The sequence below is a fragment of the Streptococcus sp. 27098_8_134 genome (assembly GCF_041431675.1).
GTDB lineage: Bacteria > Bacillota > Bacilli > Lactobacillales > Streptococcaceae > Streptococcus > Streptococcus sanguinis_R.
This window is the reverse complement of sequence record NZ_JAPVYD010000003.1, coordinates 276,638-298,452: the sequence shown is the minus strand read 5'-3', so window position 1 is coordinate 298,452 and position 21,815 is coordinate 276,638. Positions and strand designations below refer to the sequence as shown.

25 protein-coding genes are annotated in these 21,815 nt (G+C 40.4%); 11 read left to right on the top strand and 14 right to left on the bottom strand.

Going from position 1 to position 21,815, the window contains the following annotated elements; genetic code table 11:
• Nucleotides 1-55: 55 nt before the first annotated feature.
• Nucleotides 56-2,257 carry a polyribonucleotide nucleotidyltransferase gene (gene pnp, locus O3620_RS08805; RefSeq protein ID WP_371601653.1) on the bottom strand — a complete coding sequence of 734 codons (2,202 nt, stop codon included), beginning with the start codon at nt 2,255-2,257 and terminating at the stop codon, nt 56-58.
• Nucleotides 2,258-2,683: 426 nt separating this feature from the next.
• On the opposite strand from pnp, the gene O3620_RS08800 reads away from it, so the two are divergent.
• The 6 genes from O3620_RS08800 (at nt 2,684) to O3620_RS08775 (ending at nt 7,341) form a co-directional block, all read left to right on the top strand.
• Nucleotides 2,684-4,045, top strand: a complete 1,362-nt coding sequence (locus tag O3620_RS08800) for an MFS transporter (protein WP_371601652.1) — start codon at nt 2,684-2,686, stop codon at nt 4,043-4,045.
• A 417-nt stretch (nt 4,046-4,462) separates the two neighbouring features.
• Nucleotides 4,463-4,681: a helix-turn-helix domain-containing protein gene (locus O3620_RS08795; protein WP_002920232.1), complete on the top strand. Its 219-nt coding sequence runs from the start codon at nt 4,463-4,465 to the stop codon at nt 4,679-4,681.
• Nucleotides 4,682-4,690: 9 nt separating this feature from the next.
• On the top strand, nt 4,691-6,547 hold the full coding sequence (locus O3620_RS08790; protein ID WP_002920234.1) for an AAA family ATPase: 1,857 nt from the start codon (nt 4,691-4,693) through the stop codon (nt 6,545-6,547).
• 134 nt (nt 6,548-6,681) lie between these two features.
• A complete protein-coding gene (locus O3620_RS08785) occupies nt 6,682-6,804 on the top strand; it encodes a helix-turn-helix domain-containing protein (RefSeq protein ID WP_235787846.1) in 123 nt (40 codons plus the stop codon).
• Nucleotides 6,765-6,938 carry a hypothetical protein gene (locus O3620_RS08780; RefSeq protein ID WP_002920235.1) on the top strand — a complete coding sequence of 58 codons (174 nt, stop codon included), beginning with the start codon at nt 6,765-6,767 and terminating at the stop codon, nt 6,936-6,938. Before O3620_RS08785 ends, O3620_RS08780 begins: the two co-directional genes overlap by 40 nt.
• 34 nt (nt 6,939-6,972) lie before the next feature.
• A complete protein-coding gene (locus O3620_RS08775; protein WP_002920236.1) occupies nt 6,973-7,341 on the top strand; it encodes a hypothetical protein in 369 nt (122 codons plus the stop codon).
• 374 nt (nt 7,342-7,715) lie between these two features.
• Here O3620_RS08775 and O3620_RS08770 read toward each other — a convergent pair whose 3' ends face one another.
• Nucleotides 7,716-8,162, bottom strand: a complete 447-nt coding sequence (locus O3620_RS08770; RefSeq protein WP_002920237.1) for a hypothetical protein — start codon at nt 8,160-8,162, stop codon at nt 7,716-7,718.
• Between the two features lie 331 nt (nt 8,163-8,493).
• Here O3620_RS08770 and pepF point away from each other — a divergent pair, with 331 nt between their 5' ends.
• Both pepF and O3620_RS08760 read left to right on the top strand, forming a co-directional pair.
• Nucleotides 8,494-10,290, top strand: coding sequence for an oligoendopeptidase F (gene pepF / locus O3620_RS08765; RefSeq protein WP_371601651.1), 1,797 nt, complete (start codon nt 8,494-8,496; stop codon nt 10,288-10,290).
• Between the two features lie 167 nt (nt 10,291-10,457).
• Nucleotides 10,458-11,303 carry a hypothetical protein gene (locus O3620_RS08760; protein WP_023916995.1) on the top strand — a complete coding sequence of 282 codons (846 nt, stop codon included), beginning with the start codon at nt 10,458-10,460 and terminating at the stop codon, nt 11,301-11,303.
• Between the two features lie 205 nt (nt 11,304-11,508).
• Here the strand turns inward: O3620_RS08760 and O3620_RS08755 are convergent, their stop codons facing one another.
• The 4 genes from O3620_RS08755 to O3620_RS08740 all read right to left on the bottom strand — a co-directional run bounded on the left by O3620_RS08755 (nt 11,509) and on the right by O3620_RS08740 (nt 13,233).
• Nucleotides 11,509-11,919, bottom strand: a complete 411-nt coding sequence (locus tag O3620_RS08755) for a hypothetical protein (RefSeq protein WP_002920244.1) — start codon at nt 11,917-11,919, stop codon at nt 11,509-11,511.
• A 157-nt stretch (nt 11,920-12,076) separates the two neighbouring features.
• Nucleotides 12,077-12,391 carry a thioredoxin gene (gene trxA, locus O3620_RS08750; protein WP_002920245.1) on the bottom strand — a complete coding sequence of 105 codons (315 nt, stop codon included), beginning with the start codon at nt 12,389-12,391 and terminating at the stop codon, nt 12,077-12,079.
• Nucleotides 12,392-12,409: 18 nt separating this feature from the next.
• Nucleotides 12,410-12,631, bottom strand: a complete 222-nt coding sequence (locus O3620_RS08745; protein ID WP_002920246.1) for a DUF4649 family protein — start codon at nt 12,629-12,631, stop codon at nt 12,410-12,412.
• A gap of 188 nt (nt 12,632-12,819) precedes the next feature.
• Nucleotides 12,820-13,233 carry a YjdF family protein gene (locus O3620_RS08740; protein WP_032913054.1) on the bottom strand — a complete coding sequence of 138 codons (414 nt, stop codon included), beginning with the start codon at nt 13,231-13,233 and terminating at the stop codon, nt 12,820-12,822.
• A 287-nt stretch (nt 13,234-13,520) separates the two neighbouring features.
• Here O3620_RS08740 and O3620_RS08735 point away from each other — a divergent pair, with 287 nt between their 5' ends.
• The gene (locus O3620_RS08735) at nt 13,521-14,447 is read left to right on the top strand and encodes a S9 family peptidase (protein WP_049547645.1); all 927 of its coding nucleotides are present in this window, start codon (nt 13,521-13,523) and stop codon (nt 14,445-14,447) included.
• A gap of 549 nt (nt 14,448-14,996) precedes the next feature.
• Here the strand turns inward: O3620_RS08735 and rpsO are convergent.
• The 3 genes from rpsO to O3620_RS08720 form a co-directional block, all read right to left on the bottom strand.
• Complete coding sequence (rpsO, locus tag O3620_RS08730; RefSeq protein ID WP_004193424.1) at nt 14,997-15,266, bottom strand: 30S ribosomal protein S15; 270 nt, start codon at nt 15,264-15,266, stop codon at nt 14,997-14,999.
• Nucleotides 15,267-15,432: 166 nt separating this feature from the next.
• Nucleotides 15,433-16,161, bottom strand: a complete 729-nt coding sequence (locus O3620_RS08725) for a pseudouridine synthase (RefSeq protein WP_023916992.1) — start codon at nt 16,159-16,161, stop codon at nt 15,433-15,435.
• 11 nt (nt 16,162-16,172) lie between these two features.
• Entirely contained in the window at nt 16,173-17,342 is a 1,170-nt protein-coding gene (locus O3620_RS08720) for an MFS transporter (protein WP_002920254.1), read from the bottom strand.
• A gap of 193 nt (nt 17,343-17,535) precedes the next feature.
• On the opposite strand from O3620_RS08720, the gene def reads away from it, so the two are divergent.
• On the top strand, nt 17,536-18,168 hold the full coding sequence (gene def / locus O3620_RS08715) for a peptide deformylase (protein ID WP_002920256.1): 633 nt from the start codon (nt 17,536-17,538) through the stop codon (nt 18,166-18,168).
• Between the two features lie 1,074 nt (nt 18,169-19,242).
• Nucleotides 19,243-19,296 (top strand): hypothetical protein, encoded by a 54-nt coding sequence (locus O3620_RS08710; RefSeq protein WP_230514083.1) that lies wholly within the window; start codon nt 19,243-19,245, stop codon nt 19,294-19,296.
• A gap of 118 nt (nt 19,297-19,414) precedes the next feature.
• On the opposite strand, the gene O3620_RS08705 is transcribed toward O3620_RS08710, so the two are convergent.
• From O3620_RS08705 to O3620_RS08685, 5 genes are all read right to left on the bottom strand, one after another.
• Complete coding sequence (locus O3620_RS08705; protein WP_002893807.1) at nt 19,415-19,645, bottom strand: GlsB/YeaQ/YmgE family stress response membrane protein; 231 nt, start codon at nt 19,643-19,645, stop codon at nt 19,415-19,417.
• A 94-nt stretch (nt 19,646-19,739) separates the two neighbouring features.
• Nucleotides 19,740-20,981, bottom strand: coding sequence for an aminopeptidase (locus tag O3620_RS08700; protein ID WP_371601650.1), 1,242 nt, complete (start codon nt 20,979-20,981; stop codon nt 19,740-19,742).
• Between the two features lie 21 nt (nt 20,982-21,002).
• A complete protein-coding gene (locus O3620_RS08695) occupies nt 21,003-21,155 on the bottom strand; it encodes a hypothetical protein (RefSeq protein WP_000778898.1) in 153 nt (50 codons plus the stop codon).
• Nucleotides 21,156-21,242: 87 nt separating this feature from the next.
• On the bottom strand, nt 21,243-21,521 hold the full coding sequence (locus O3620_RS08690; RefSeq protein WP_371601649.1) for a type II toxin-antitoxin system YafQ family toxin: 279 nt from the start codon (nt 21,519-21,521) through the stop codon (nt 21,243-21,245).
• A complete protein-coding gene (locus tag O3620_RS08685; RefSeq protein WP_023916988.1) occupies nt 21,514-21,777 on the bottom strand; it encodes a type II toxin-antitoxin system RelB/DinJ family antitoxin in 264 nt (87 codons plus the stop codon). Before O3620_RS08685 ends, O3620_RS08690 begins: the two co-directional genes overlap by 8 nt.
• Nucleotides 21,778-21,815 lie beyond the last annotated feature (38 nt).

The following is a 21,815-nucleotide window of genomic DNA, read 5'->3' as shown; positions in this document are numbered from 1 at the left end:
GAACTAGGCTCGCCTCTGCCGATTTCTGATGAGGTCCACAGGGATGAGCGACCTCTTATTCTTCTGTTTTAGGGCTTTCTTGATGATCCTTATGACCTTTGTGCTCCTTATGCGGATGATGTCCCTTGTCATGATGATGTTTTGGCTTATCAGACTTTGGTGGACGCGGCAGCAATACTTTCATGGAAGCATCTACTCGGCCTTTGGCATCAATCTTGATAACCTTGACATCCACTTCATCACCGATTTGTACAACATCCTCAACATTGTTAGTCCGAGTCCAAGCTAACTCTGAGATGTGAACCAGGGCATCTGTCTTGTCAAAGAGATTGACAAAGGCACCGAATTTCTCAATCCGAACAACCCTTGCATGGTAGACTTCATCCACTTTTGCTTCGCGGACCAAGCCAGCAATGATTTCCTTAGCACGATTGATCGCGTCTTGGTCGCTTGAGTAGATGGATACATTGCCCTCTTCATCAATGTCAATCTTAACGCCGGTCTCAGCGATAATCTTGTCGATGGTTTCCCCGCCTTTTCCGATGACAATCTTAATCTTGTCCACATCAATTTTGATGGTGTCGATTTTCGGAGCAGTTGGAGCCAACTCAGGACGCGGAGCTGGAATCGTCGCTTCAATCAAGTCCAGAATTTCAAAGCGGGCTTTCTTAGCCTGAGCAAGAGCTTCTGTTAAGATTTCTGCTGTAATTCCTTCAATCTTGATATCCATCTGCAGAGCGGTAATCCCTTCACGAGTACCAGCTACCTTAAAGTCCATGTCGCCAAAGTGGTCTTCCAAACCTTGAATGTCCGTCAGAACCGTGTAGTTGCTGCCATCTGAAATCAATCCCATGGCAATTCCGGCAACCGGTGCCTTGATTGGTACACCACCAGCCATCAGAGCCAAAGTGCCCGCACAAATAGAGGCCTGTGAGGAAGAACCGTTTGACTCCAAGACTTCTGCTACCAGACGGATAGCGTAAGGAAACTCTTCCAAGCTAGGCAAGACTTGCTCCAAGGCACGTTCCCCAAGAGCACCATGTCCGATTTCACGACGGCCAGGAGCCCCATAACGACCTGTCTCACCGACAGAATATTGCGGGAAATTATAGTGGTGCATGAAGCGTTTTTTGTATTCCGGATCCAAGCCGTCAACGATTTGCGTTTCGCCCATTGGTGCTAAGGTCAGGACCGACAAGGCTTGAGTTTGCCCGCGAGTAAAGAGACCAGAACCATGAACGCGCGGCAGATAATCCACTTCCGCATCCAGCGGACGGATTTCATCAACCTTACGACCGTCAGGACGGACCTTATCTTCGGTAATCAAACGACGCACTTCTGCATGCTCCATTTGTTCCAAGATTTCAGCCACATCACGCATGATACGGTCGAATTCTTCATGGTCCGCGTATTTCTCTTCATAAACTGCTGTGACTTGGTCTTTGACAGCCTGAGTTGCGGCTTCACGCGCCAGCTTTTCTTCTACCTGAACAGCCTTTTGCAAGTCACTGTTGTAGGCTGCGACAATCTCTGCCTGCAGCTCTTCGTCAACATGCAGCAATTCCACTTCAGCCTTTTCCTTGCCGACTGCTGCTACGATTTCTTCTTGGAAGGCAATCAATTCTTTGACCGCTTCGTGCCCTTTGAGAAGAGCTTCCAGCATGATATCTTCAGACAGCTCCTTGGCTCCAGACTCTACCATGTTGATAGCCTCTTTGGTACCAGCCACTGTCAGTTCCAAAAGCGAAACTTCCTTTTGTTCCTTGCTAGGATTGATGATGAATTCACCATCTACATAGCCGACCTGAACTCCTGCGATAGGGCCATTAAAAGGAATATCTGAGATAGAAAGAGCCAGAGAGCTACCGAACATAGCAGCCATTTGAGGTGAAGCATCTTCGTCATAAGAAAGAACGGTATTGATAACCTGAACTTCATTGCGGAAACCTTCCGCAAACATAGGGCGAATCGGACGGTCAATCAAGCGGGCGGTCAAAGTCGCATCTGTTGACGGACGGCCTTCGCGCTTGTTAAAGCCACCAGGATATTTCCCAGCTGCATACATTTTTTCCTCATAGTTGACCTGCAATGGGAAAAAGTCCCCCGTAGCCATCTTTTTGGACATGGTTGCCGCGGTTAAAACGGTACTTTCTCCATATCGAACAACGGCGCTGCCATTTGCCTGCTTTGCAACCTGACCGGTTTCAACTACCAGCTCACGACCTGCAAAAACGGTTTTAAAAACTTGTTTTGTCATAAAGACTCCTTGCCGAGCATATGCTCAAATTTTTTCATACGCCTTGGCTACAAAGATCAAGATATTAAGCCCGTCAAAAGCTCATAGCATAATCACAGCTGACAACTAACCTTCTCAGAATTTTAGCTTTGATATCATGGTCTTAGCAACTTATTATATCCTCATCTTTGTATCAAGCACGTACAGACCTTATTTTACCACAATTTCAGGCAAAAGAAAAAGACTGAAAATGGCTTTTTTTCTATAAAAGCACTGAAAATCTATTTTTCTTTTCTATAGCTGATTATAGTTGGCTGTCAGAGTTCGTTTTTTCCCTTTCGATTCATCAAATAAGATGTCGGTATAGCCACTATTCACTTTTCAAAGAGAACTTCTTGCTTTATAATAAATACAGTGACTCATTTCAAACATGTAAAGGAGACAATCGTGCCAAATCATCAAACAGTTGAAAAGAAAGATTTTTTCTCGCTCCTTGCGACAGCCTTAGTCTGCTTTGCAGGCATATTATCTGAAACCAGTATGAATGTGACCTTCCCTCATCTAAGTAAGGTCTTTGGGTTAGGATTGGGAACACTGCAATGGATTACGACAGGGTATCTATTAGCAGTGGCCATTACGATTACTTTAGGAGCGACCTTGGCCCACAATTGGAAAGAGCGAACCATCCTCTTTACTGCTTTGGCTAACTTTTGCTTGGGAACTCTGATTGCCATGTTGGCTCCAAGCTTTACCATCTTGATGGTAGGGAGAATCCTACAAGGAGGAGCTACTGGATTAGCCATTCCTTTGCTCTTTAACTTGATTGTTGAGCGTGTTCCTAAGCAAAAAATCGGAACCTACATGGGCTTATCTGGGATGGTGGTCAGCCTAGCACCAGCAATTGGGCCGACTTACGGTGGTTTTATGATTAGTCGTTTTGACTGGCATATGATTTATACCTTTATTCTTCCTGTCCCAATCATTTCCTTTATTCTTGGTTTTTTCTTTTTAAGAAATTCCGAACAGTCGAGGAAACGCGCCTTTGATCTTCTCTCATTTCTCCTCTTAGCAAGCTCACTCGTCTTTGCCATTGTAGCCATCTCCAGCTTAGAAGAAGGACATATCGATTGGCTCTATCTTATTCTCTGTCTACTACCACTAGCTTGCTTCATCTATCGGAGCTTAAAGATTGATCATCCATTCCTAGATATTCGGATTTTAAAGCAACCGACGGTCTTATTGGCTATTTTACCCTTCTTCATTTTTCAGTTTATCAACCTATCGGCTAATTTTCTGATTCCCAACTTCCTGGTCATAGAAAAAGACATTTCAACCGCTCAGGCAGGCTTTGCATTACTTCCAGGAACCATGCTTGGAGCCTTCCTCTCTCCTGTCTTTGGCAAACTCTATGATAGAAATGGTCCGAAACCAACCCTTTTTACAGGAAATTCACTTCTTTTCCTTGCTGTATTCTTGCTCCTTATCTTCACAAAAGAACTCACCTTAACAGCTGTTATTGCGATTTATATTTGCTTTACCTTGGGGAGAAACATGGCCTTCAATAACACACTAGCTCTAGCCACGACTCAAGTTGATAAAGGAAAGACTGCAGATACGACTGCGCTCTTTCAGCTGGCCCAGACCTTTGCGGGCGCAATAGGTACCGCAGTAACGGCTGTCATCGCCAATCAAGCTCCCAATATGACAAAAGGAACTCAAAACGTCTTCACTCTTTTATTAGGCTTGGTTATCTTCGTATTCTTGTCTTATCTACTGCTTTTTAAAAAGATTGCCGCAAAGAAACTTTGACTTTTATCCTTAAGTGATAGACATCTAAAAAATACTGACTTATCCTTCTCCCCCAATTAGGTGAATAGAATGAATGAGTGTTGCTAATATTATTGTCTTTTATTGTGTAATGTGTAGTTGTCATAGTATTCTCAATCTAGCCATATTTAGCCTCTTATAGACTTTGCATTACCATTTTGGTATAATTGTGTTGGTTTTAAACGAAAGCCTCAGAACGCTTTGTAGAGCTTTCTGGGGTGTCTTTGCATATTCATAAGTTAACTAGTATTACCTATTTTGTATGCTTTGTTTTTATATAACTATTTTGGTTATAAGTCAATAAAAAAGTGAAAGGAATTTTAAAATGTTAAAAGACAATATAAAAAAGCCCGACTAGATGCAGGACTTACTCAAATAGAAGTTGCTGAAAAGTTAGGTGTGGCTCAAGCTCAATATGCTAGGTGGGAGAACGGAGGGAGGAACCCAAAAGATGAAACAGTAGAGAAACTAGCTGAAATATTTGGAGTTACTTTTGATAAACTTCAAGGTAGGGATGATGGATTAGATGATATTGTAGATTTACTTAGAAAAGTAGAATTAACTGATAAACAAAAGTTAGAAATATATTTCTTGATAAAGAAGTATTTAAAACTGTGAGGTACTTATATGGAATCAGGTGTTATAAATTTAGTATCTTTTATGGAAAGCCAAATAGACGATGAGATATTTCAGTATTACAAGCAAATAAATCATATTGAAGAAGTTAATGATACTGAAATCGAAGCGATAAATAAAATATTTACAAAATTCAAAGAACTAGAACCTAGTTGTATGGATGGACCATTTTCTGGATATTTTTTAGGTACTAAGTACACAGGAGTTGTATCTGAAGAGTTTGATATTTTGAGATTTTCTAATCAAAAGATCATCAATATTGAGTTAAAGAGTACACAGATTCCCGAAGATAGAATTCTTAGACAACTAAAAAGGCATTCTTACTTATTAAGTTCAATTTCTTCAGATATGGAAGTATCACTTTATACATTTGTATCAGAAACAGAAATATTATATAAATTTGATGAAATTACCGAGCAACTTATTCCAATTTCTTTTGAGCAATTGTTTAGCGATATACCGTTTGATTTCATTGAATATAATTACTTAGAAAGCTTAGTTGACACTTCATTCATTATCTCACCTTATTCAGAACCAGATAGATTTTTCAGAAACCAATATTTTTTAAATAATGAACAAGAACAAGCAAAGAAAAAGTTAATCGAATCATCAAAAAGATATGTTGGTCTTAAAGGTGCTGCAGGTACAGGGAAGTCGTTAATACTATTTGATGTTGCTAAGGAACTTTCTAATAGTGGGAAAAAAGTTTTGTTTGTTTTTTGCTCTGCAATTTATGATTCAGATATTATCCAGAAAATTAATGAGCAATCTAGTTTTCAATTTATTGACATTAGACAATTCGATAGTGTTTTGTTAAATAATTATGATATTGTTTTTATTGATGAAAGTCAAAGACTAAAACTGTACCAATGGAATAAATTAGCAAGTATCGCCAATCCTGGAGAAATAAATAAATTGATTTTATCGGTTGACAATGCGCAAACACTACGTCCAGAGGAAAGAAATTTAGACATTCAGGGTATTTTGAGCAATGAAAATTATAAAGATGCAGTTGAGTATGTTGACTGTCTTATAGAGCGTGTAAGAACCGATATAGAACTCTCTACTTTTATTAGAAAATTTTTCAATACGCAAGAAAAGAATCTGCGTGTTTTAGATTTTCCAATGGTTAATGCAGTTTATTTTGAAAATGAATACGCTGCCAAGAATTTTATTCAGTCTTGTATAGATAATGAGGGCTATATTTCTATAGAGATGCCTGAAAACAGAGCGTGGTTGGTAAATGGGGAAACAAAATTACCCAAATTTTATAGAGAATCTTTAGATGGTTTTACAGTTATAGGAAGAGAGTATGATAAGGTTTTACTGCCTCTGACTGATAGAATAACTCATAATGCAGACGGTCAAATTGCCGTATCTGTTGAATGGGGATACAGGTATCTTGCTGAAAATGGATTGTTTCAAGCGATTACAAGAGTAAAAAAACAATTACTACTAGTTGTTATAAAAAATAAAGCGTTATTCAAGACAATACAGGAGATATTAACTTGGAAAGCATTTCGAGATACACAACGAATTGCTAAGAGAATACGTGCAATCAGAGAAGTACATTCATTTGATATTGAAGATGTTTCAAGAGCCACAGGTATACCATGTGGGAAATATATTGAAATAGAAAATTCGGGTAAAATTAATAATACAAAATGGTTAAATAAATTGGCCAAATTTTATCAAGTACCACCACAATACTTTGAGGGAGAAGCATCAGAACTAGACTATAGCAAGATAGATTTAATTTATAAAAAGAGGTTAGAGGGACTTAGTAAAGAACAGAAAAGCGAAATAGAACAGGATATAATTGATTATATAAACCAGTGGGGTCAATAAAATTTGGTAGCTTTTTGGTAGCTAAACAGACAAAATATCTAGTTTCTTTAAAACAATACTAAAAAAGAATGTTGATTTACCAGCATTCTTTTTCATTTCAAAACAATTCTCAGAATTAGAAATAGTGGGAATATATTAAAAAAGCCCGTCTAGATGCAAGACATACTCAATTAGAAGTTGCTGAAAAACTTGGAATGGATCAAGCTCAATATGCTAGATGGGAGAATGGAGAAAAAAACCAAAAGATGAAACAGTAGAAAAACTAGCTGAAATTTTTGGTACTTCTTTTGACGTTTTAAAAGGACGTGATGATGGATTAGAAGAAATTGTTAATTTATTGAGGGAATATGAACTGACAGAAGAAGAAAAAAATAAATTATTGTTATCTTAAAACAATTTTTGATGAAAAAGGGGTATATTCGAAAATGAAGAAAACTTATAAAAAATCTTTTGGAAAAATAACTAATAAGAAAAACACTTTTATCAAAATAGTCTTGGGAAGTGTATCTTTGGCATTAGTATTTCTTGGGATAGGAGCAGTATTTGCACCACAAATTGCAGTGGCATTACTTGGAAGTCAATTTGCAGGATTTTCTGGAGCTGCATTAACAAATGCAGTTTTAGCATATCTGGGAGGAGGTGCTATTGCAGCTGGTGGTTTAGGAGTTGCAGGCGGGACAATGGTAATAGCTGGTGGTGGTGCCTTGTTGGGATTAAATATTGGAATGATGAGTAGTAGCTCTTTTGTACTGTTGAAAAAAGTGTTAGTTAATCCCACTCAAAATATGGTCTAGTGTTCAAAGTTACTAACAGTAGTAAAAGTTTTTGTATTAAATAAAAATAATGATATTGGAGTAGCGAAAACTATTTATAATGAATTCAGTAATTCAATTTCAAATTTAAAAAATCTTGGTTATGATGCTGAATTAGATATGGACAAGAATGATAAAAAAGATCTAGAAAAATCTCTTGCCCAAATGAAAAATACAAAAGAGGAATTAAAGAAATTCATCAGTTCGTATGAAATCGGTATAATTAAAAAACAATGATTTAGTTTAGACAGATAATTTTAATAAGTATAGATGGTGTGGTTCGGAAATATTGAAGAACTTTTAAAAATTTCAAAAATATTATGAGCTTATCTTAGAAATAACTGTGTTATTCATTCTTAGAGTGTAACATATACCATATAAGCTTTACCAGCGATACTTTGCAATAAATCTTTGCCATTCACGGAAGTATATGTGTCCGGCTCTATTTTAATGCGCTCTACATTACAGAGTGCGAACCAGTGCATGTTTTCCGGCTCTTTTTCCCAGATTGACGGCACGGTATAGCCATTGGGGATTGGTTTTTTTGTTCCTTTGCTTGTATCTTCTACATCTGCAATTATTGCATAACTACCGTCTTTTACAGTAAGAATGATTTTTTTAATCATGTGTCTATATTCTTTTCTTGGTCCTCTTTCCATGGTTAAAAGGACTTTCCCATCGTGTTCCTTGGCGTGAAGAGCATAAATATTTATTCCTTCTCTAGCGCTAAGTTCCCCATCAAATCTCTCACCAAATTTGTAGACAAGTCCCAATCCATTTTCATATTGTTCTATATTTAACATGATAGAAGCTCCTATAGTTTATTCTAGTTCCAATTACTTAATATTCAGAAGAAATCTAGTTGCAATTAGTCTACCATGTTTTTGCGCTTCTGTCAATAGATTTTAAAAAAATGTTTCTGAGCGATTGCTGACAAGCTAGGAAAAATAAAGACTAGGCATTTTTGATAGATTTATGGTAGCTAAACAGACAAAATGTATCACTTCTCTCAAAAACTATATATAAAGAATGTTGATTTATCAGCATTCTTTTTTATTTCAAATGTATTCTCGGAAAGACATTTTGGGGGATTTTTTGCTATACTATTTCTATATACGACAAAAGGAGTAGACTATGGAACAAAAACATCGTTCTGAATTTCCGGAAAATGAACTCTGGGACCTAACGGCCCTCTACCAAGACCAAGAGGACTTCCTGCGGGCCATTGAAAAGGCCAGAGAAGACATCCAAAAATTCGCCCTTGACTACCAAGGCAAGCTCAGCACTTTCGAAGATTTTGAGCAGGCTTTTGCTGAACTAGAGCAGATTTATATCCAAATCAGCCACATCGGTAACTACGGTTTTATGCCACAGACCACTGACTTTGGTGACGAGAGCTTTGCGCAGATTGCCCAAGCAGCCATGGAGTTTGAGACCGAGGCCAATGTCGCACTCAGCTTCTTTGACGACGCCCTGGTCGGTGCAGACGAGGCTGTCTTGGAGAGACTAGGTCAAGAACCCCATCTGACTTCAGCTATCCGCCAGGCTAAAATCAAAAAAGCCCACTATCTGGGAGCGGATGTCGAAAAAGCCTTGACCAATCTAGGTGAAGTCTTTTACAGTCCACAGGATATTTACACCAAGATGCGGGCCGGCGACTTTGCTATGGCTGACTTTGAAGTAGACGGCAAAGTTTACAAAAACAGCTTTGTCACCTATGAGAATTTCTACCAAAACCATGAAAATGCAGAAATCCGCGAAAAAGCTTTCCGCTCTTTTTCTGAAGGCCTTCGTCAGCATCAAAATACTGCTGCAGCTGCCTATCTGGCTCAGGTCAAGTCTGAAAAATTGCTGGCTGACATGAAAGGCTATGACTCTGTCTTTGACTATTTGCTAGCTGAGCAAGAAGTTGATCGCTCTATGTTTGATCGGCAGATTGACTTGATTATGAGCGAATTTGCCCCAGTAGCTCAGAAATACCTCAAGCATGTCGCTAAGGTAAACGGACTTGAAAAAATGACCTTTGCTGACTGGAAGCTGGACTTGGACAGCGAGCTCAATCCCGAAGTTAGTATTGATGATGCCTACGACCTGGTTATGAAGTCAGTCGAGCCACTCGGACACGAATACTGCCAAGAAGTTGCCCGCTATAAGGAAGAACGTTGGGTCGACTTTGCGGCCAATGCCGGAAAGGACTCTGGCGGCTATGCTGCGGATCCTTATCGAGTTCACCCTTATGTCCTCATGAGCTGGACTGGCCGTATGAGTGATGTCTATACTCTGATTCACGAGATTGGCCACTCTGGTCAATTCATCTTCTCCGACAATCACCAAAGCTACTTTAACGCCCACATGTCCACCTACTACGTGGAAGCACCGTCTACCTTTAATGAACTCCTGCTCAGTGATTATCTGGAACGCCAGTTTGATAACCCACGCCAGAAACGCTTTGCCCTGGCTCACCGTCTGACGGATACCTACTTCCATAACTTCATTACTCACTTGCTGGAAGCTGCCTTCCAACGCAAGGTCTATACTTTGATTGAAGAAGGCGGAACCTTCGGTGCAAGCAAACTCAACGCTATCATGAAAGAAGTTTTGACAGAATTCTGGGGCGATGCCGTTGAAATCGACGACGATGCTGCCTTAACTTGGATGCGCCAAGCCCACTACTACATGGGGCTTTACAGCTATACTTACTCTGCTGGTCTGGTCATCTCTACTGCCGGCTATCTACACCTGAAAAATGACGAAAATGGTGCCCGTGACTGGCTTGAACTGCTCAAATCTGGCGGCAGCAAAACGCCGCTTGAGTCAGCTATGATTATAGGAGCAGATATTTCGACAGACAAACCGCTCCGCGACACCATCCAATTCTTGTCAGATACAGTTGAACAGATTATTTCCTACAGCGAGGAGTTGGGGGAGTAAGCCCATATCTTTAGAATCAGACTCAGATGAATCATCTGAGTCTGATTTTTTGTTCTTTTAAAGAACAAAATCAAATCTATATTTTCAATTACTACAAAACATTTGTTGAAAACGTTTCCTTTTTGTGATATGATGTCCTTGGATAAATATCCGAAGGGAGTTTTAATATGAAAAAAATTTTTGAAAAGCCGACCTTGAAGAAAATACTGCTTGTTCTGGCAGTTCTCTTCATCATCATTCTTGCACCAATCACCATGCCATTGATGTTCATAGGAGGATGCTTTGGTATCTGGCGCTTCACTAAACGAAAACCGAATATTCAAAAACGCAATATTGCCATTGCCGTCACTATTGTCGGGATATTAGGAATCTATGCAGTAGGGAAGTTAACTCCTGATGTTATTAAAGAGCAGACAGAACAAAGCCAGGTAACAAAATTTACATCTAATAGTTCCTCAACTAGCTCATCGTCATCACAAACTAGTAGCTCTACAGCATCTAGCAGTAAAAAAGAAAAACAAGAGAAAGAACGTAAAGAAAAAGAGCTAAAGGAAGCTCAGAAACAAAAACAGGAAGAGGAGAAAAAAGCTCGCGAGGAACAAGCACGTAAAGAAGCAGAGACTAAGAAAATTGTTGAAGAAGCCAATCAGGCTGTCCAACAGCTTGAAAATAATCAGGTCGCAGAAAATATTTCTCCGGCACAGGCAGCAGTCGAACTCGTTGCAGATCCAACTACAAAATCTAACTTGACGGATCGCATCGGACGAGTTCAAAATGCAATTAACCAACGGGCTGAAGAAGCACGCCTTGCAGAGGAAGCACGCCAAGAAGCGGAGAGACAGGCAGCGGAACAGCAACAAACAAGAACGGTTTATGTCGCTCGAAACGGAACCGCGGATGTATATTGGTATAGCATGGAGAACATGCCATCCAATACACGTTTTGACAAAGTCGTGTCCATGACCGAAGCAGATGCAATTGCCTCTGGAAAACGACACACAAGTAAAGAATAATATAAAAGAGATGAATAAGAAAGATTTTTCCCTTCACCTCTTTTATCCTTAAGACAATATGCAGAAAATGACAAACCCCTTCGCGACACCATCCAGTTCTTGTCTGACACAGTTGATCAGATTATTGCTTATAGCGAGGAGTTGGGGCAATAAAGAATAAACAAAAACAGCTTGAAGCAAATCTTCAAGCTGTTTTTTAAATAGTTCAATAAAAATAAAGAGAACCAAAAAAGCGGAGATAAAGTAAAATATAGGCACTAAAACAAACGATAAATATAAGCCATCTTGTCCAGTACTGTGACTTAGTATAATTCTTCATTCGCAACAGCCCGATGAAAAACCAGATCAAACTCCAAAAGACCAGTCCTAAAATCTGAGGGGCAAAATACGAAATTAAAAGCAAAACAGGGATCAACAAGGCTAATACTAGTATGATTCTTTTTTGCGTGATCTGCTCTCTAGGAATCATCCAACCTACAAAGAAACACAAAACTGCTGGAGCAACAAATGGTGTAAAAATCATAAAAACAAATAAAAGATGTTTTAGCAACTCAATCATAAACATTACTTCATTCCCATCATGTTTTAAATAACCCAGCTCCCTAACGGGACCCATTGGAAAAAAATACCTCTTCTTATTATACCTTAAAAAGTGAATTTTCAAACAAAAATTTTAAATTGACTCCTTATTGTTACAATCGCAATAAAAAAGACCACTCTATAACTAGAGCAGTCTCAATTTTAAATAGGTCTAATTTAATCTTCCACTCACCTTATCCCAATTCTGCCACAATAGCTTTAATCTGCTGGGCTGTATGGACACCCGCTAGCTGCTTGACGACCTGACCGTCTTTTTTAAAGAGCAAGGTCGGGATAGACATGATGCCAAAGGCGCGTGCTGTAGCTGGATTTTCATCCACATCCATCTTAACAATCTTGAGCTCGTCTTCGGAAAGTTCCTGTGAGAGCTTGTCAAGGATTGGTCCTTGCATGCGACAAGGTCCGCACCAAGTCGCCCAAAAGTCAATGAGCACTACTCCATCTTTTGTTTCTTGCTCAAATGTTGCATCTGTGATTGCTTTTACCATTATTTTTCTCCTTTATTCTTAGTCAAACTTTGTCAAATCCTGCTTCATCAGGAAAAAGAAGACATCGCCGTAAGTACCCTGGTAGTTCAAATCATGGCCTTTATAAGTCAACTTTTTAACTGGGTAATAATCTGCCACTCCAATCAAGCAGGCTTGCTGGGACTGCTCAAACTCCTGATAAGACTCAAAGGTTATCTTCCGCTCCTGCTTGACAGCATCCAAATATGTAATTTCAATCATAATTTCTCCTTTTTCAAATTACTCTTGTAATTTTTATTTTATGATTATATTGTAATATCTTTAGTTACATCTGTCAAATGAAACGACTTGGAGAAATCAATTCACTTTTTAAGCCACTCACCGATTTCCTGATAAACAAAAAAGCCTCCCATCGGAAGACTTTCCCATATAAATAAGAAAAACCAGGCTCAATGCCCCTTGTGCTTTTCCAACCGTTTTTGCTGTTTGAGTTCGAATTTCCTTTGCTTAGCCAGTTCTTTCTGCTGCTTGCGCTTGACTCGAGCGATTTTCTTTTGCTCTTCTAATTGCAGACTCAGCGCTTCCTGAGACTTTGAAGAACGTGAAGCCATCTGCTCCTTTTTAGCCTGTCTCTGCAGGCGTTTAGGACTGACCGACTTAGTCTTCTCCTTCACCCTGATGCTAGGACTAAACTGCAACCGATGATAATAACGGTTTAAAAAATCCAACAATTCCTGCGTGCTAGGCTCTGCACCAAAGGTGACTCGGCAAACTCTATAAGATTGAGCATATTCCTGCTCGAAAAGACCGTGCCAAAATCCCTCTTCAAAATAAACTGTCAGCGTCATTGAAATCTTATCCATGACAGCCCCTCCTTTAAAAATTCCTAAGAATGGACAACCAAGGAGGAAGGTTACTGACAAAAAATGGATTTTTTGCGTCTGGACTACCAACCAGAACTGTGTTTTTATCTTAGTAGCTACAGTTTAGCAAGATTTTCTAAAAAACTCAAGGTTATCGGCATCTCGCTTAGATGACTGAAATGGATTTTCTTGTATGAAATCCAGAAAAATCAAAAACAAGAAATCTCTCTTCTTGTAAAATACATTCATTTCCGCTATAATACTACAAATACTGAAAGGAGAGAACTATGAAGTATATTTGGACTTTCTTAGCAGTCTTGATCTTGACAGGACTGACTCTGTTCTTCTGGCACTCCCAGACCAAACTGAACTCTACTCCTCCTAAGCTAGGAACTACACAGACAGCTTCTAGCGAGAAAACCGACAATCAACCGACTCCAACAGAAAACATCGTGTCTGAAGAATACAGTGTTTCATACGACGACAAGCAGCTCTACGGAAAGATTACTGCTCCTCGTGACTACAAGAGTAAAAAATTGCCGACCATTGTCATTGCACATGGATTGAACAACACCCTTGAACAATATGACATGTACAGCCAACTGCTGGCAAAGCAAGGCTATCTGGTTTACAGCTTTGATTTCTACGGCGGCAGCCGCCAATCGAAGAGCGGTGGACAAGATATGCTGAACATGTCGGTCAAGACCGAATTCACAGACTTGACTCAAGTCATGGAAAAGCTGAGTTCCGAGACCTTTGTAGATAAAAGCAAAATGAGCTTATTCGGTGCTAGCCAAGGCGGCGTTGTTGCTAGTCTTTATGCTGCTGCTTATCCGGACCGCGTACACAAACTCCTGCTTATCTTTCCAGCTTTCGTTCTTTTTGACGATGCCAAAGAGACCTATCGTGAGCTAGGGAGTCCCGACTTCGATCAACTTCCAGACAGCCTGACACACCACAACACTACTCTGGGCAAGATTTATCTGATCGATGCCTTAGACATTGACATCCAGGCAGAGCAGGCAAAAATCACCGCTCCGACCCTCATTATCCACGGTACTGATGATGCAGTCGTGCCCTACCAGTATGCTGTTCAAGCGAGTCAGACCGTTCCAAATGCAGAGCTGGTCACTGTAGAAGGTGGGGAGCACCGCATCGACGAAAGATTTGCTATCACTGCCGCCCCTGCGATCCAAAAATTCTTGAAAGAGTAAAATTGCTGATAGAAAAAGTTCTTCTAAAATAATAGAAGGGCTTTTTTGGACCACAAAAAGAGTCTGACTGAGTTAGAAGCAAGACTAAGGAAAAGCCCTCTGAATCCAGAGGGGGTGATTTGTGCTCGGACTAAGATCCCAGTGAAAAAGAAAAAGCACTCTACAAATAAGAGTGCTCCATTCTTGCAGGATAAAATGTTTCTAGACAAGGCGACGAGCCGAAGATTGTACTAAAATTCTCTTGAAAAATAAAAAATCTCCCCTAAGGGAGAAGATCTGGTTTATTTTACCTTGCAGTGCTAGTAACCGTAACCGAAGATAATACTTGAGTATATCGAGGTAAGGTGACAAGGCAATGTAAGTGGAAAATAAAGCAGATTAACGACGAAGTCCTAAAAAGTTGATAAAACAAAAAAGCCCCCTGAAGTCAGAGAGCTATTTTGAGCTCGGGCTAAAATCCTAGTGAAAAAGATGAAACTCCTTGTGTTCATCGAACACGGTGTCGTTTCCCTATTTTCATACGGATTTTTGGCGCCCTTAGCATCATGATTAACGACGAAGTCCAAGAGAGTTGATCAACTCACGGTAACGGTTAACGTCGTTCTTACGAAGGTAAGCCAAGAGGTTACGACGGCGACCGATTTTCTTCATCAAGCCACGGTAAGTAGCGTGGTCTTTTTTATGTTGTTTGATGTGGTCGTTGAGGTGGTTGATTTCCCAAGTAAGGACAGCAACTTGTACCTCTACTGAACCAGTGTCACCTTCGTGACGTGCGTATTGTGCAATGATTTCATTTTTTTTCTCTTTTGAGATTGCCATGATATACTCCTTTTCTTTACGCTTCATCCGAGTGACAGGTTTGGCATGGCCTGCAACCAAGAAGAAGTTATTTGTCTTTACGACATACTTATTCTACCAAGAAGGGCTACCTTTGTCAAATGATTCTGTTTCAAATCTTTTGTATGAGGAATTCAGGCTCTTTCATTTACAATTCAACCCCAAAGATTTCTAAAGAAAGTATTTCTTTCTCGGTCAATCTCCGCCATTCTCCAAGAGCCAATGCAGGATCCAAATGTAGGGGGCCCATCGTGAGGCGCTGCAGATCCGTGACTTCTTTTCCGCAGGCAGCTACCATGCGCTTGACCTGGTGGAACTTGCCCTCAGCTAAGGTAATTTCTACAAGAGAAGTCTTTTTTGCTTCATCCAGCTCTACAATCTTGAGCTGAGCTGGCTGACAGGTGAAGTCTTTCAGCTCTATTCCTGCAGCAAAGCGCTCCTCATCTGCTTGGTTCATCAGGCCTGCCACTTGAGCACGATAAATTTTTTCTACATGCTTTTTGGGTGACAGCATGGCATGAGCCAGCTTGCCATTATTGGTCAGAAGGAGCAGGCCGTGGGTATCAATATCCAAGCGGCCGACAGGAAAGACTTCCTTCTGACGGGCAGTCTCGTCTAACAAGTCCAGAACCGTCTTATGACGGTCATCCTCTGTCGCCGAAATGACTCCCTGCGGCTTGTTGAGAAGGTAGTAAACGAATTTTTCATAGATCAGCCTTTGGCCAGAAACAATAATCTCATCTGCTGTCTCATCAATCTGGGTCTTAGGTGATTTCTCTGCTCTGCCATTGACCAAAACCAGCCCTTTCTTTAGGAGCTGCTTTACCTGAGCGCGCGAGCCCAGACCATTTTCTGCTAAAAATTTATCCAGACGCATCGTATAACCTCCTAACTTTCTGAAGCCATTCCGCTCTTTTCTTTGCTAAATCCTAGCACAAAGAGCGAGGTCAGAATCATAGCTAGACCCAAAACGCTGAAGATAAAGGCTGGAGCGTTGGAGAATCTCCCAATGAAACTGAGGACAAATGTAGTGGCCGTTGCTCCGATACTGCAGCCTAAAATCACGATAGAAGTGGCTTGATTGAGTAGGTGGGCGGAAATGCGCTCGGACAGGGTGTAAAAAATGGTCGTCAGACCGACACTATAGACAAAGCCGGCGCTAATAGTAGCCATGCTGAGTGATAAGAGATTAGGTGAGAAGCCTATGATAATCTGAGTCAGTCCAAAAACCAGACCAGAAAGCGTCAGCAGTTTATCTCTAAAAAGACGGGTCAAACTAGCAAAGCTGATACCCGCTGCAATCCCAATCAACTGCATCAAGGAAAGAATCACACCTGCTGTCTGAGCTGTCCCCATACCAGACTTCTCCACAATCCCCGGAACTCTCACATTGATAGCAATATAAGTCAGTACAATAACCCCCGCCACAAAGGCAAAAGCTAGACTCAGCTGCCAATCCTGACTGCTTAGCTTAGGAGTCAATTCAGACTGTTCTAGATGCTTTTCAGAGACCTTGTCATAAGGGACAAAAAGCAGATAAAGAGCCAAAACCACAAGACCGAAGGTATAGACGAGAAAGGCAGCCTGCCAACCAAGAGGAAGAAGTCTGCTGACACCAAAAGTCAAGAGGGCTGTCCCGACTACTTCTGCTGATCCCCTCAGTCCTAAAAGCCGAACGCGTTCCTGTCCCTTGTAGCGCTCACTAACAATCGAGATAGCCTTGGCATTGAGCAGACCAATTCCCATCCCAAAGACAAGCCGAGAGGCAAACATAAGCCAGTAAGACTGATTAAGTAGAGGAAGTAGCCCGCAAAGTGAAAAAATCAGAAGCCCGCTCACAATCATCTGACGCTCTGTCAGGTATTTTTCAATGACCCTATTAAACAGCAACATCAGCATAATCCCAGCCGAAGGCAAAGAAACCAGAAGTTCTACCCAACTTTCTGGAATCCCTTTATAAAAAGCAAACATGGCCGACTGGGCGCTGGAAATCGAAAAAGCCGTCGTCAGAATCAAAGAAAGCGAGAGGATACTCACCTTTTCCATCAATTTTTTCATTCTATTTTCCTTTAAAATTCACACTATCTCTATCATACAGTTTTTTGGGCCAAGACGCAATTTCTTTGCCAGGAATATTATGGGTTGCTGTCGCTCTATTCAAAATCAAGCACCGCCAGCCAGTCAAAACCGCTCCCGCCTTTATTTCTGGCTTGTTTTATGTTATGATGAAGGATAGAAAAAGGAGAGAATCATGCCTGTAAGTGAAAAAACATCTGTTATTGAACGATTAACCAAACCAGCCCATTTAATTGATATGAAGGACATTATCCGCGAGGGCAATCCGACCCTGCGCGCTATCGCTGAGGAAGTCAGCTTCCCTCTATCAGACCAGGAAATCATTCTGGGCGAGAAGATGATGCAATTTCTCAAGCATTCCCAGGATCCAGTCATGGCTGAAAAAATGGGCTTGCGCGGTGGTGTTGGCCTTGCTGCTCCCCAGCTGGACATTTCCAAACGCTTAATTGCTGTTTTGGTCCCAAATCCTGAGGACGAAGAGGGGAATCCGACTAAGGAAGCTTATAGCCTGCAAACACTGATGTACAATCCTAAAATTGTAGCCCATTCCGTTCAGGATGCAGCCTTAGCTGATGGTGAAGGCTGCCTGTCAGTCGATCGAGAAGTACCGGGCTACGTGGTTCGTCATGCACGAGTGACCGTGGATTACTTCGACAAGGACGGTCAAAAGCATCGTATCAAGCTCAAGGGCTATAACGCCATTGTTGTTCAGCATGAAATCGACCATATCAACGGCATCATGTTCTACGACCGCATCAACGAAAAAGACCCATTTGCAGTCAAAGACGGTATGTTGGTGATTGAGTAAATAACTTGCATATCATTATCAAAAATACTGATGTTATAATTTAAAACTAGTTTTATTATTGTTTATAAAAATGAAGAGATTATTTTAAAAAATTTTAGGAGGAGGAATTCTCATAAAAAAGGTTTTTGATATCACTATTTTGTTGGTATGTCTAGCCTTATTACCTTCTTTGCTACCTTTTTTATGGAACCAATTTTTAGGTTTAATTATAACAGTAATTGGTACGTTTATTTTTTGCATTATTTACATCAAAATTAGAAATTTGATGAAAAATCTTTATTTTAATAGTCCAGATTTTCTAGAACAAAAAAATAATATTACATCTACAATTAAAGAGTTTAACGACATTGCAGAGTATGCTAAGTCAATACCAAACAATAATTGTTTTAAAGCAAAGAAGGTTATAGGAGAACATATTCATTTAGCATCATTTGAAAATACAAGTAGATATAACTATCGAAGAGATAGAAATATCCGAACTTATAATAATGATAAAGTCTATCCAGCTTCTTTATATATTGTTAAACGTTCTTCAGAAGAACCTATTAAATACCTATGCAAATATTTCGATATAGAAGCAAGCGAAGAAAGCTTAAAACAACTTGAAGAAATTAGCGAAAATATTTCGCGGATAGAAAATACTCTTGGGAATTTGAAAAATAGGCTTGAAAATATTAAAAATAATGTTCAAGTCCCAAAATATATCATTAAATATTACGAACAAGATTTAATACAACATTTAGAAGTCAATGTTCCTGATATTAATATTGAATATACTAGATATGTTTTTGAATATGTAAGTAACTCTGGGAACAGTTCTCAAAGAACAACAATAACCTTTAACAACGAAACTGTTGAAGCAGTCTGTCAATATCTTTTAGAACAAATTCAATATAATAAAAGTATTCAAGCCCAACGATCATTAATGACAAATAGATTACGCAACTATATTAAAGAGCGCGATAATTATACATGCCAAATTTGCGGTGCATCAACCAAAGAGCAAAGTCTTTTACTATTAGAAATTGATCATATATTCCAATTTCTAAAGGCGGATTATCTACACGAGATAATTTGCAAACATTATGTTGGAAATGTAACCGCTCAAAATCAAATAAAATATTATAAACTTTAGAGTTCTACTTTATCATTGTTTATTCATAATAGAAAGTACAGTTTGTAAACTGACCAAAGAAAACAACAGCTAATAATTTCGTATAGCTGTTGTTTTTTCTCTTTTTCTATTCTAACTATCCCGTCTCCAGAAAATAGCCAAGAGAATAACTGCTCCTAACACTGATGGAACAATAGCTGTATCAGCCAGCATTGGTCCCCAATGGCCAAAGAGAAATTGACCAATCAAGGAACCAAACCAGCCCAAAAGGATTTTTCCGATACAGCCCATGCGCTCCCCACGGCTGGTAATAGCCCCGGCGATAAGGCCGATGATAAAACCGACAAACATACTACCAATCATATATGCCCCTTCTTTCTATATTTCTAGCAAGGCTTCTCAAGAAGCAAGTGGAAGCTATCATTATGGAATGCGCCATTTAAGGCAGCTCGAAATCTTAGATTGCCCAGTCTCCATTGCGGAAGATTGCTACACGGCTGCCATCTTCGCGGATACCATCAATATCCATCTGGTTAGAGCCAATCATAAAGTCCACATGGACATCCGAGCGGTTGAGACCCACTGCTTCCAGCTCTTCTTCGGATAAATTCTCTCCGCCGACCACACTGGTCGCATAGGCCGCACCGATTGCCAAGTGATTAGAAGCATTTTCATCAAAAAGTGTATTGAAGAAAGTAATGCCTGACTGAGAAATCGGACTTGGATCTGGTACCAAGGCACACTCACCTAAAGCACGCGCACCAGCATTTTCAAAGACAAGATCCTTCATAACCTGGTCTCCCTTTTCAGCAGTAATGTCCACAATCTGGCCATCCTTGAAGGTCACCTTGATGCCTTCGATGATGTTGCCATTGTAGCTGAGTGGCTTGGTGCTGGTCACATAACCTTCAGCTCGGCGGAAGTCCGGTGCTGTAAAGACCTCTTCTGTCGGCATGTTGGCAATGAAATACTCGCCTTGAGCGTTGAGACTGCCAGCCGACTCCCAGTGGTGGTTCTTGGGCAAGCCCAATGTCAAGTCAGTTCCCGGCGCTGTGTAGTGCAGAGCAGTGAATTGCTCCTCATTTAGAACCTTAGCTTTTGAGCTGAGTTTTTCTTCATGGGCCTTCCAAGCGGCTACTGGATCATCCTCATAGACACGGCAGGTTTTGAAAATCTGATCCCAGAGAAGATCTACTGCTTCCTCATCGCTGGCTGCATTCGGAAAGACCTTCTTAGCCCACTCTGTACCAGCTGCCGCTGCAACTGTCCAGCTGACTTTATTGGATTGGGTTGCAATCCGCATCGGCTTCATAGCCAGACCCAAAGCCTTAGCAGAAGCTGATAATTTCTCAGCATCCACGCCGTTCAAAGCCCCCGGATCAGATGAACGAACGCCCAAGCGGCTGGCTTTCTTTTCAAGGAGATAGTTCATCTCAGCCACCTTATAGTCTGGCACATTGTCCAAGCGGTCCATTGGCGCATGGAGGAATTTCTCCCGCGTAGTCAAATCATCCGCCCACTGGACGATGACCTCGTGAGCTCCCAGAGCATAGGCTTCCTTGACAATCAAGTGAGCCAGTTCACGCTGCTCCACATCAATATTGAGCGCTACCGTGTGACCCGGCTGCACATTGATACCATTGGCAACCAATAGTTTAGCGTATTTTTCTAAGTTTTCTTTAAAATTTGGCAGAACCATGCTGCTTCTCCTTTTCTCTTTTTATTTCTCTTTAAACAGGGACAGCAGGCTAACCGCTGCCACTGTGCCGCAAATCAAAGCGGTCATTTTCAAAATTGTATCTGGATCAAGATCCAGCTGGTAATCAAACACCTTTTGCGCAGGCTTATCCTGTGCGGAAATGGTAAGTTTCATGAGCAAGTCCTTTCTAAAACTTAATTCTAAGGTATAAATTTCTAATCGTGCTGGTGTCTTCAGAATCCTCAATTATCTTTTAATAGATTAAAACAAATCACTATGACTGCCTGTCCTAAGCAAGTTTAAAATCAATTCTTCCTTATCCACTTTATAAACCAAGAGCCAATCCGGCTGGATATGGCATTCACGCACTCCTTTAAAATGCTTGGATGCAGTCAGTTGATGATCTCGATATTTGGCAGGAAGTTCTTTTTCCTGAATCAGAAAATCCAAGACTTCTTCTAACAAATTTGCCTTAAGTCCACGCTTCATAGCCAACTTAAAATCTTTTTTAAACTGTTTATGATAACGAATCTTAAGCACGCAAATCCTCCATCAAGTCTGAAACACTCACAAAAGACTGACTCATATTCCGATTTTGATCTAAATCCGCCAATACTTCCACTAGCTTCCGACTCTCATCCAGTCTGACATCAAAGGGCAGCCCTTGGTACTGAATAGCTTGACGAAGAAAAATATTGATAGCCGTTGTCATATCCATTCCCAAGCTATTGAAAACCTGCTGAGCCTGCTCCTTGACCTCACTATCCAAGCGGATACTCATACTAGTCTTTGACATACTCTCACCTTCTTTCCATAGACTATTTTAACAAAAAA

What these genes read in the sequence shown, in the direction of transcription:
- O3620_RS08755 (WP_002920244.1), bottom strand. Translation starts at nt 11,919, where the DNA reads ATGGGTCCCGTTAGGGAGCTGGGTTATTTAAAACATGATGGGAATGAA.
- O3620_RS08695 (WP_000778898.1), bottom strand. Translation starts at nt 21,155, where the DNA reads ATGAAACTTACCATTTCCGCACAGGATAAGCCTGCGCAAAAGGTGTTT.
- O3620_RS08775 (WP_002920236.1), top strand. Translation starts at nt 6,973, where the DNA reads ATGAAGAAAACTTATAAAAAATCTTTTGGAAAAATAACTAATAAGAAA.
- O3620_RS08770 (WP_002920237.1), bottom strand. Translation starts at nt 8,162, where the DNA reads ATGTTAAATATAGAACAATATGAAAATGGATTGGGACTTGTCTACAAA.
- O3620_RS08740 (WP_032913054.1), bottom strand. Translation starts at nt 13,233, where the DNA reads ATGGATAAGATTTCAATGACGCTGACAGTTTATTTTGAAGAGGGATTT.
- rpsO (WP_004193424.1), bottom strand. Translation starts at nt 15,266, where the DNA reads ATGGCAATCTCAAAAGAGAAAAAAAATGAAATCATTGCACAATACGCA.
- def (WP_002920256.1), top strand. Translation starts at nt 17,536, where the DNA reads ATGCCTGTAAGTGAAAAAACATCTGTTATTGAACGATTAACCAAACCA.
- O3620_RS08760 (WP_023916995.1), top strand. Translation starts at nt 10,458, where the DNA reads ATGAAAAAAATTTTTGAAAAGCCGACCTTGAAGAAAATACTGCTTGTT.
- O3620_RS08735 (WP_049547645.1), top strand. Translation starts at nt 13,521, where the DNA reads ATGAAGTATATTTGGACTTTCTTAGCAGTCTTGATCTTGACAGGACTG.
- pnp (WP_371601653.1), bottom strand. Translation starts at nt 2,257, where the DNA reads ATGACAAAACAAGTTTTTAAAACCGTTTTTGCAGGTCGTGAGCTGGTA.
- O3620_RS08780 (WP_002920235.1), top strand. Translation starts at nt 6,765, where the DNA reads ATGGGAGAATGGAGAAAAAAACCAAAAGATGAAACAGTAGAAAAACTA.
- O3620_RS08790 (WP_002920234.1), top strand. Translation starts at nt 4,691, where the DNA reads ATGGAATCAGGTGTTATAAATTTAGTATCTTTTATGGAAAGCCAAATA.
- pepF (WP_371601651.1), top strand. Translation starts at nt 8,494, where the DNA reads ATGGAACAAAAACATCGTTCTGAATTTCCGGAAAATGAACTCTGGGAC.
- O3620_RS08705 (WP_002893807.1), bottom strand. Translation starts at nt 19,645, where the DNA reads ATGATTGGTAGTATGTTTGTCGGTTTTATCATCGGCCTTATCGCCGGG.
- O3620_RS08720 (WP_002920254.1), bottom strand. Translation starts at nt 17,342, where the DNA reads ATGAAAAAATTGATGGAAAAGGTGAGTATCCTCTCGCTTTCTTTGATT.
- O3620_RS08685 (WP_023916988.1), bottom strand. Translation starts at nt 21,777, where the DNA reads ATGTCAAAGACTAGTATGAGTATCCGCTTGGATAGTGAGGTCAAGGAG.
- O3620_RS08700 (WP_371601650.1), bottom strand. Translation starts at nt 20,981, where the DNA reads ATGGTTCTGCCAAATTTTAAAGAAAACTTAGAAAAATACGCTAAACTA.
- O3620_RS08745 (WP_002920246.1), bottom strand. Translation starts at nt 12,631, where the DNA reads ATGATTGAAATTACATATTTGGATGCTGTCAAGCAGGAGCGGAAGATA.
- trxA (WP_002920245.1), bottom strand. Translation starts at nt 12,391, where the DNA reads ATGGTAAAAGCAATCACAGATGCAACATTTGAGCAAGAAACAAAAGAT.
- O3620_RS08725 (WP_023916992.1), bottom strand. Translation starts at nt 16,161, where the DNA reads ATGCGTCTGGATAAATTTTTAGCAGAAAATGGTCTGGGCTCGCGCGCT.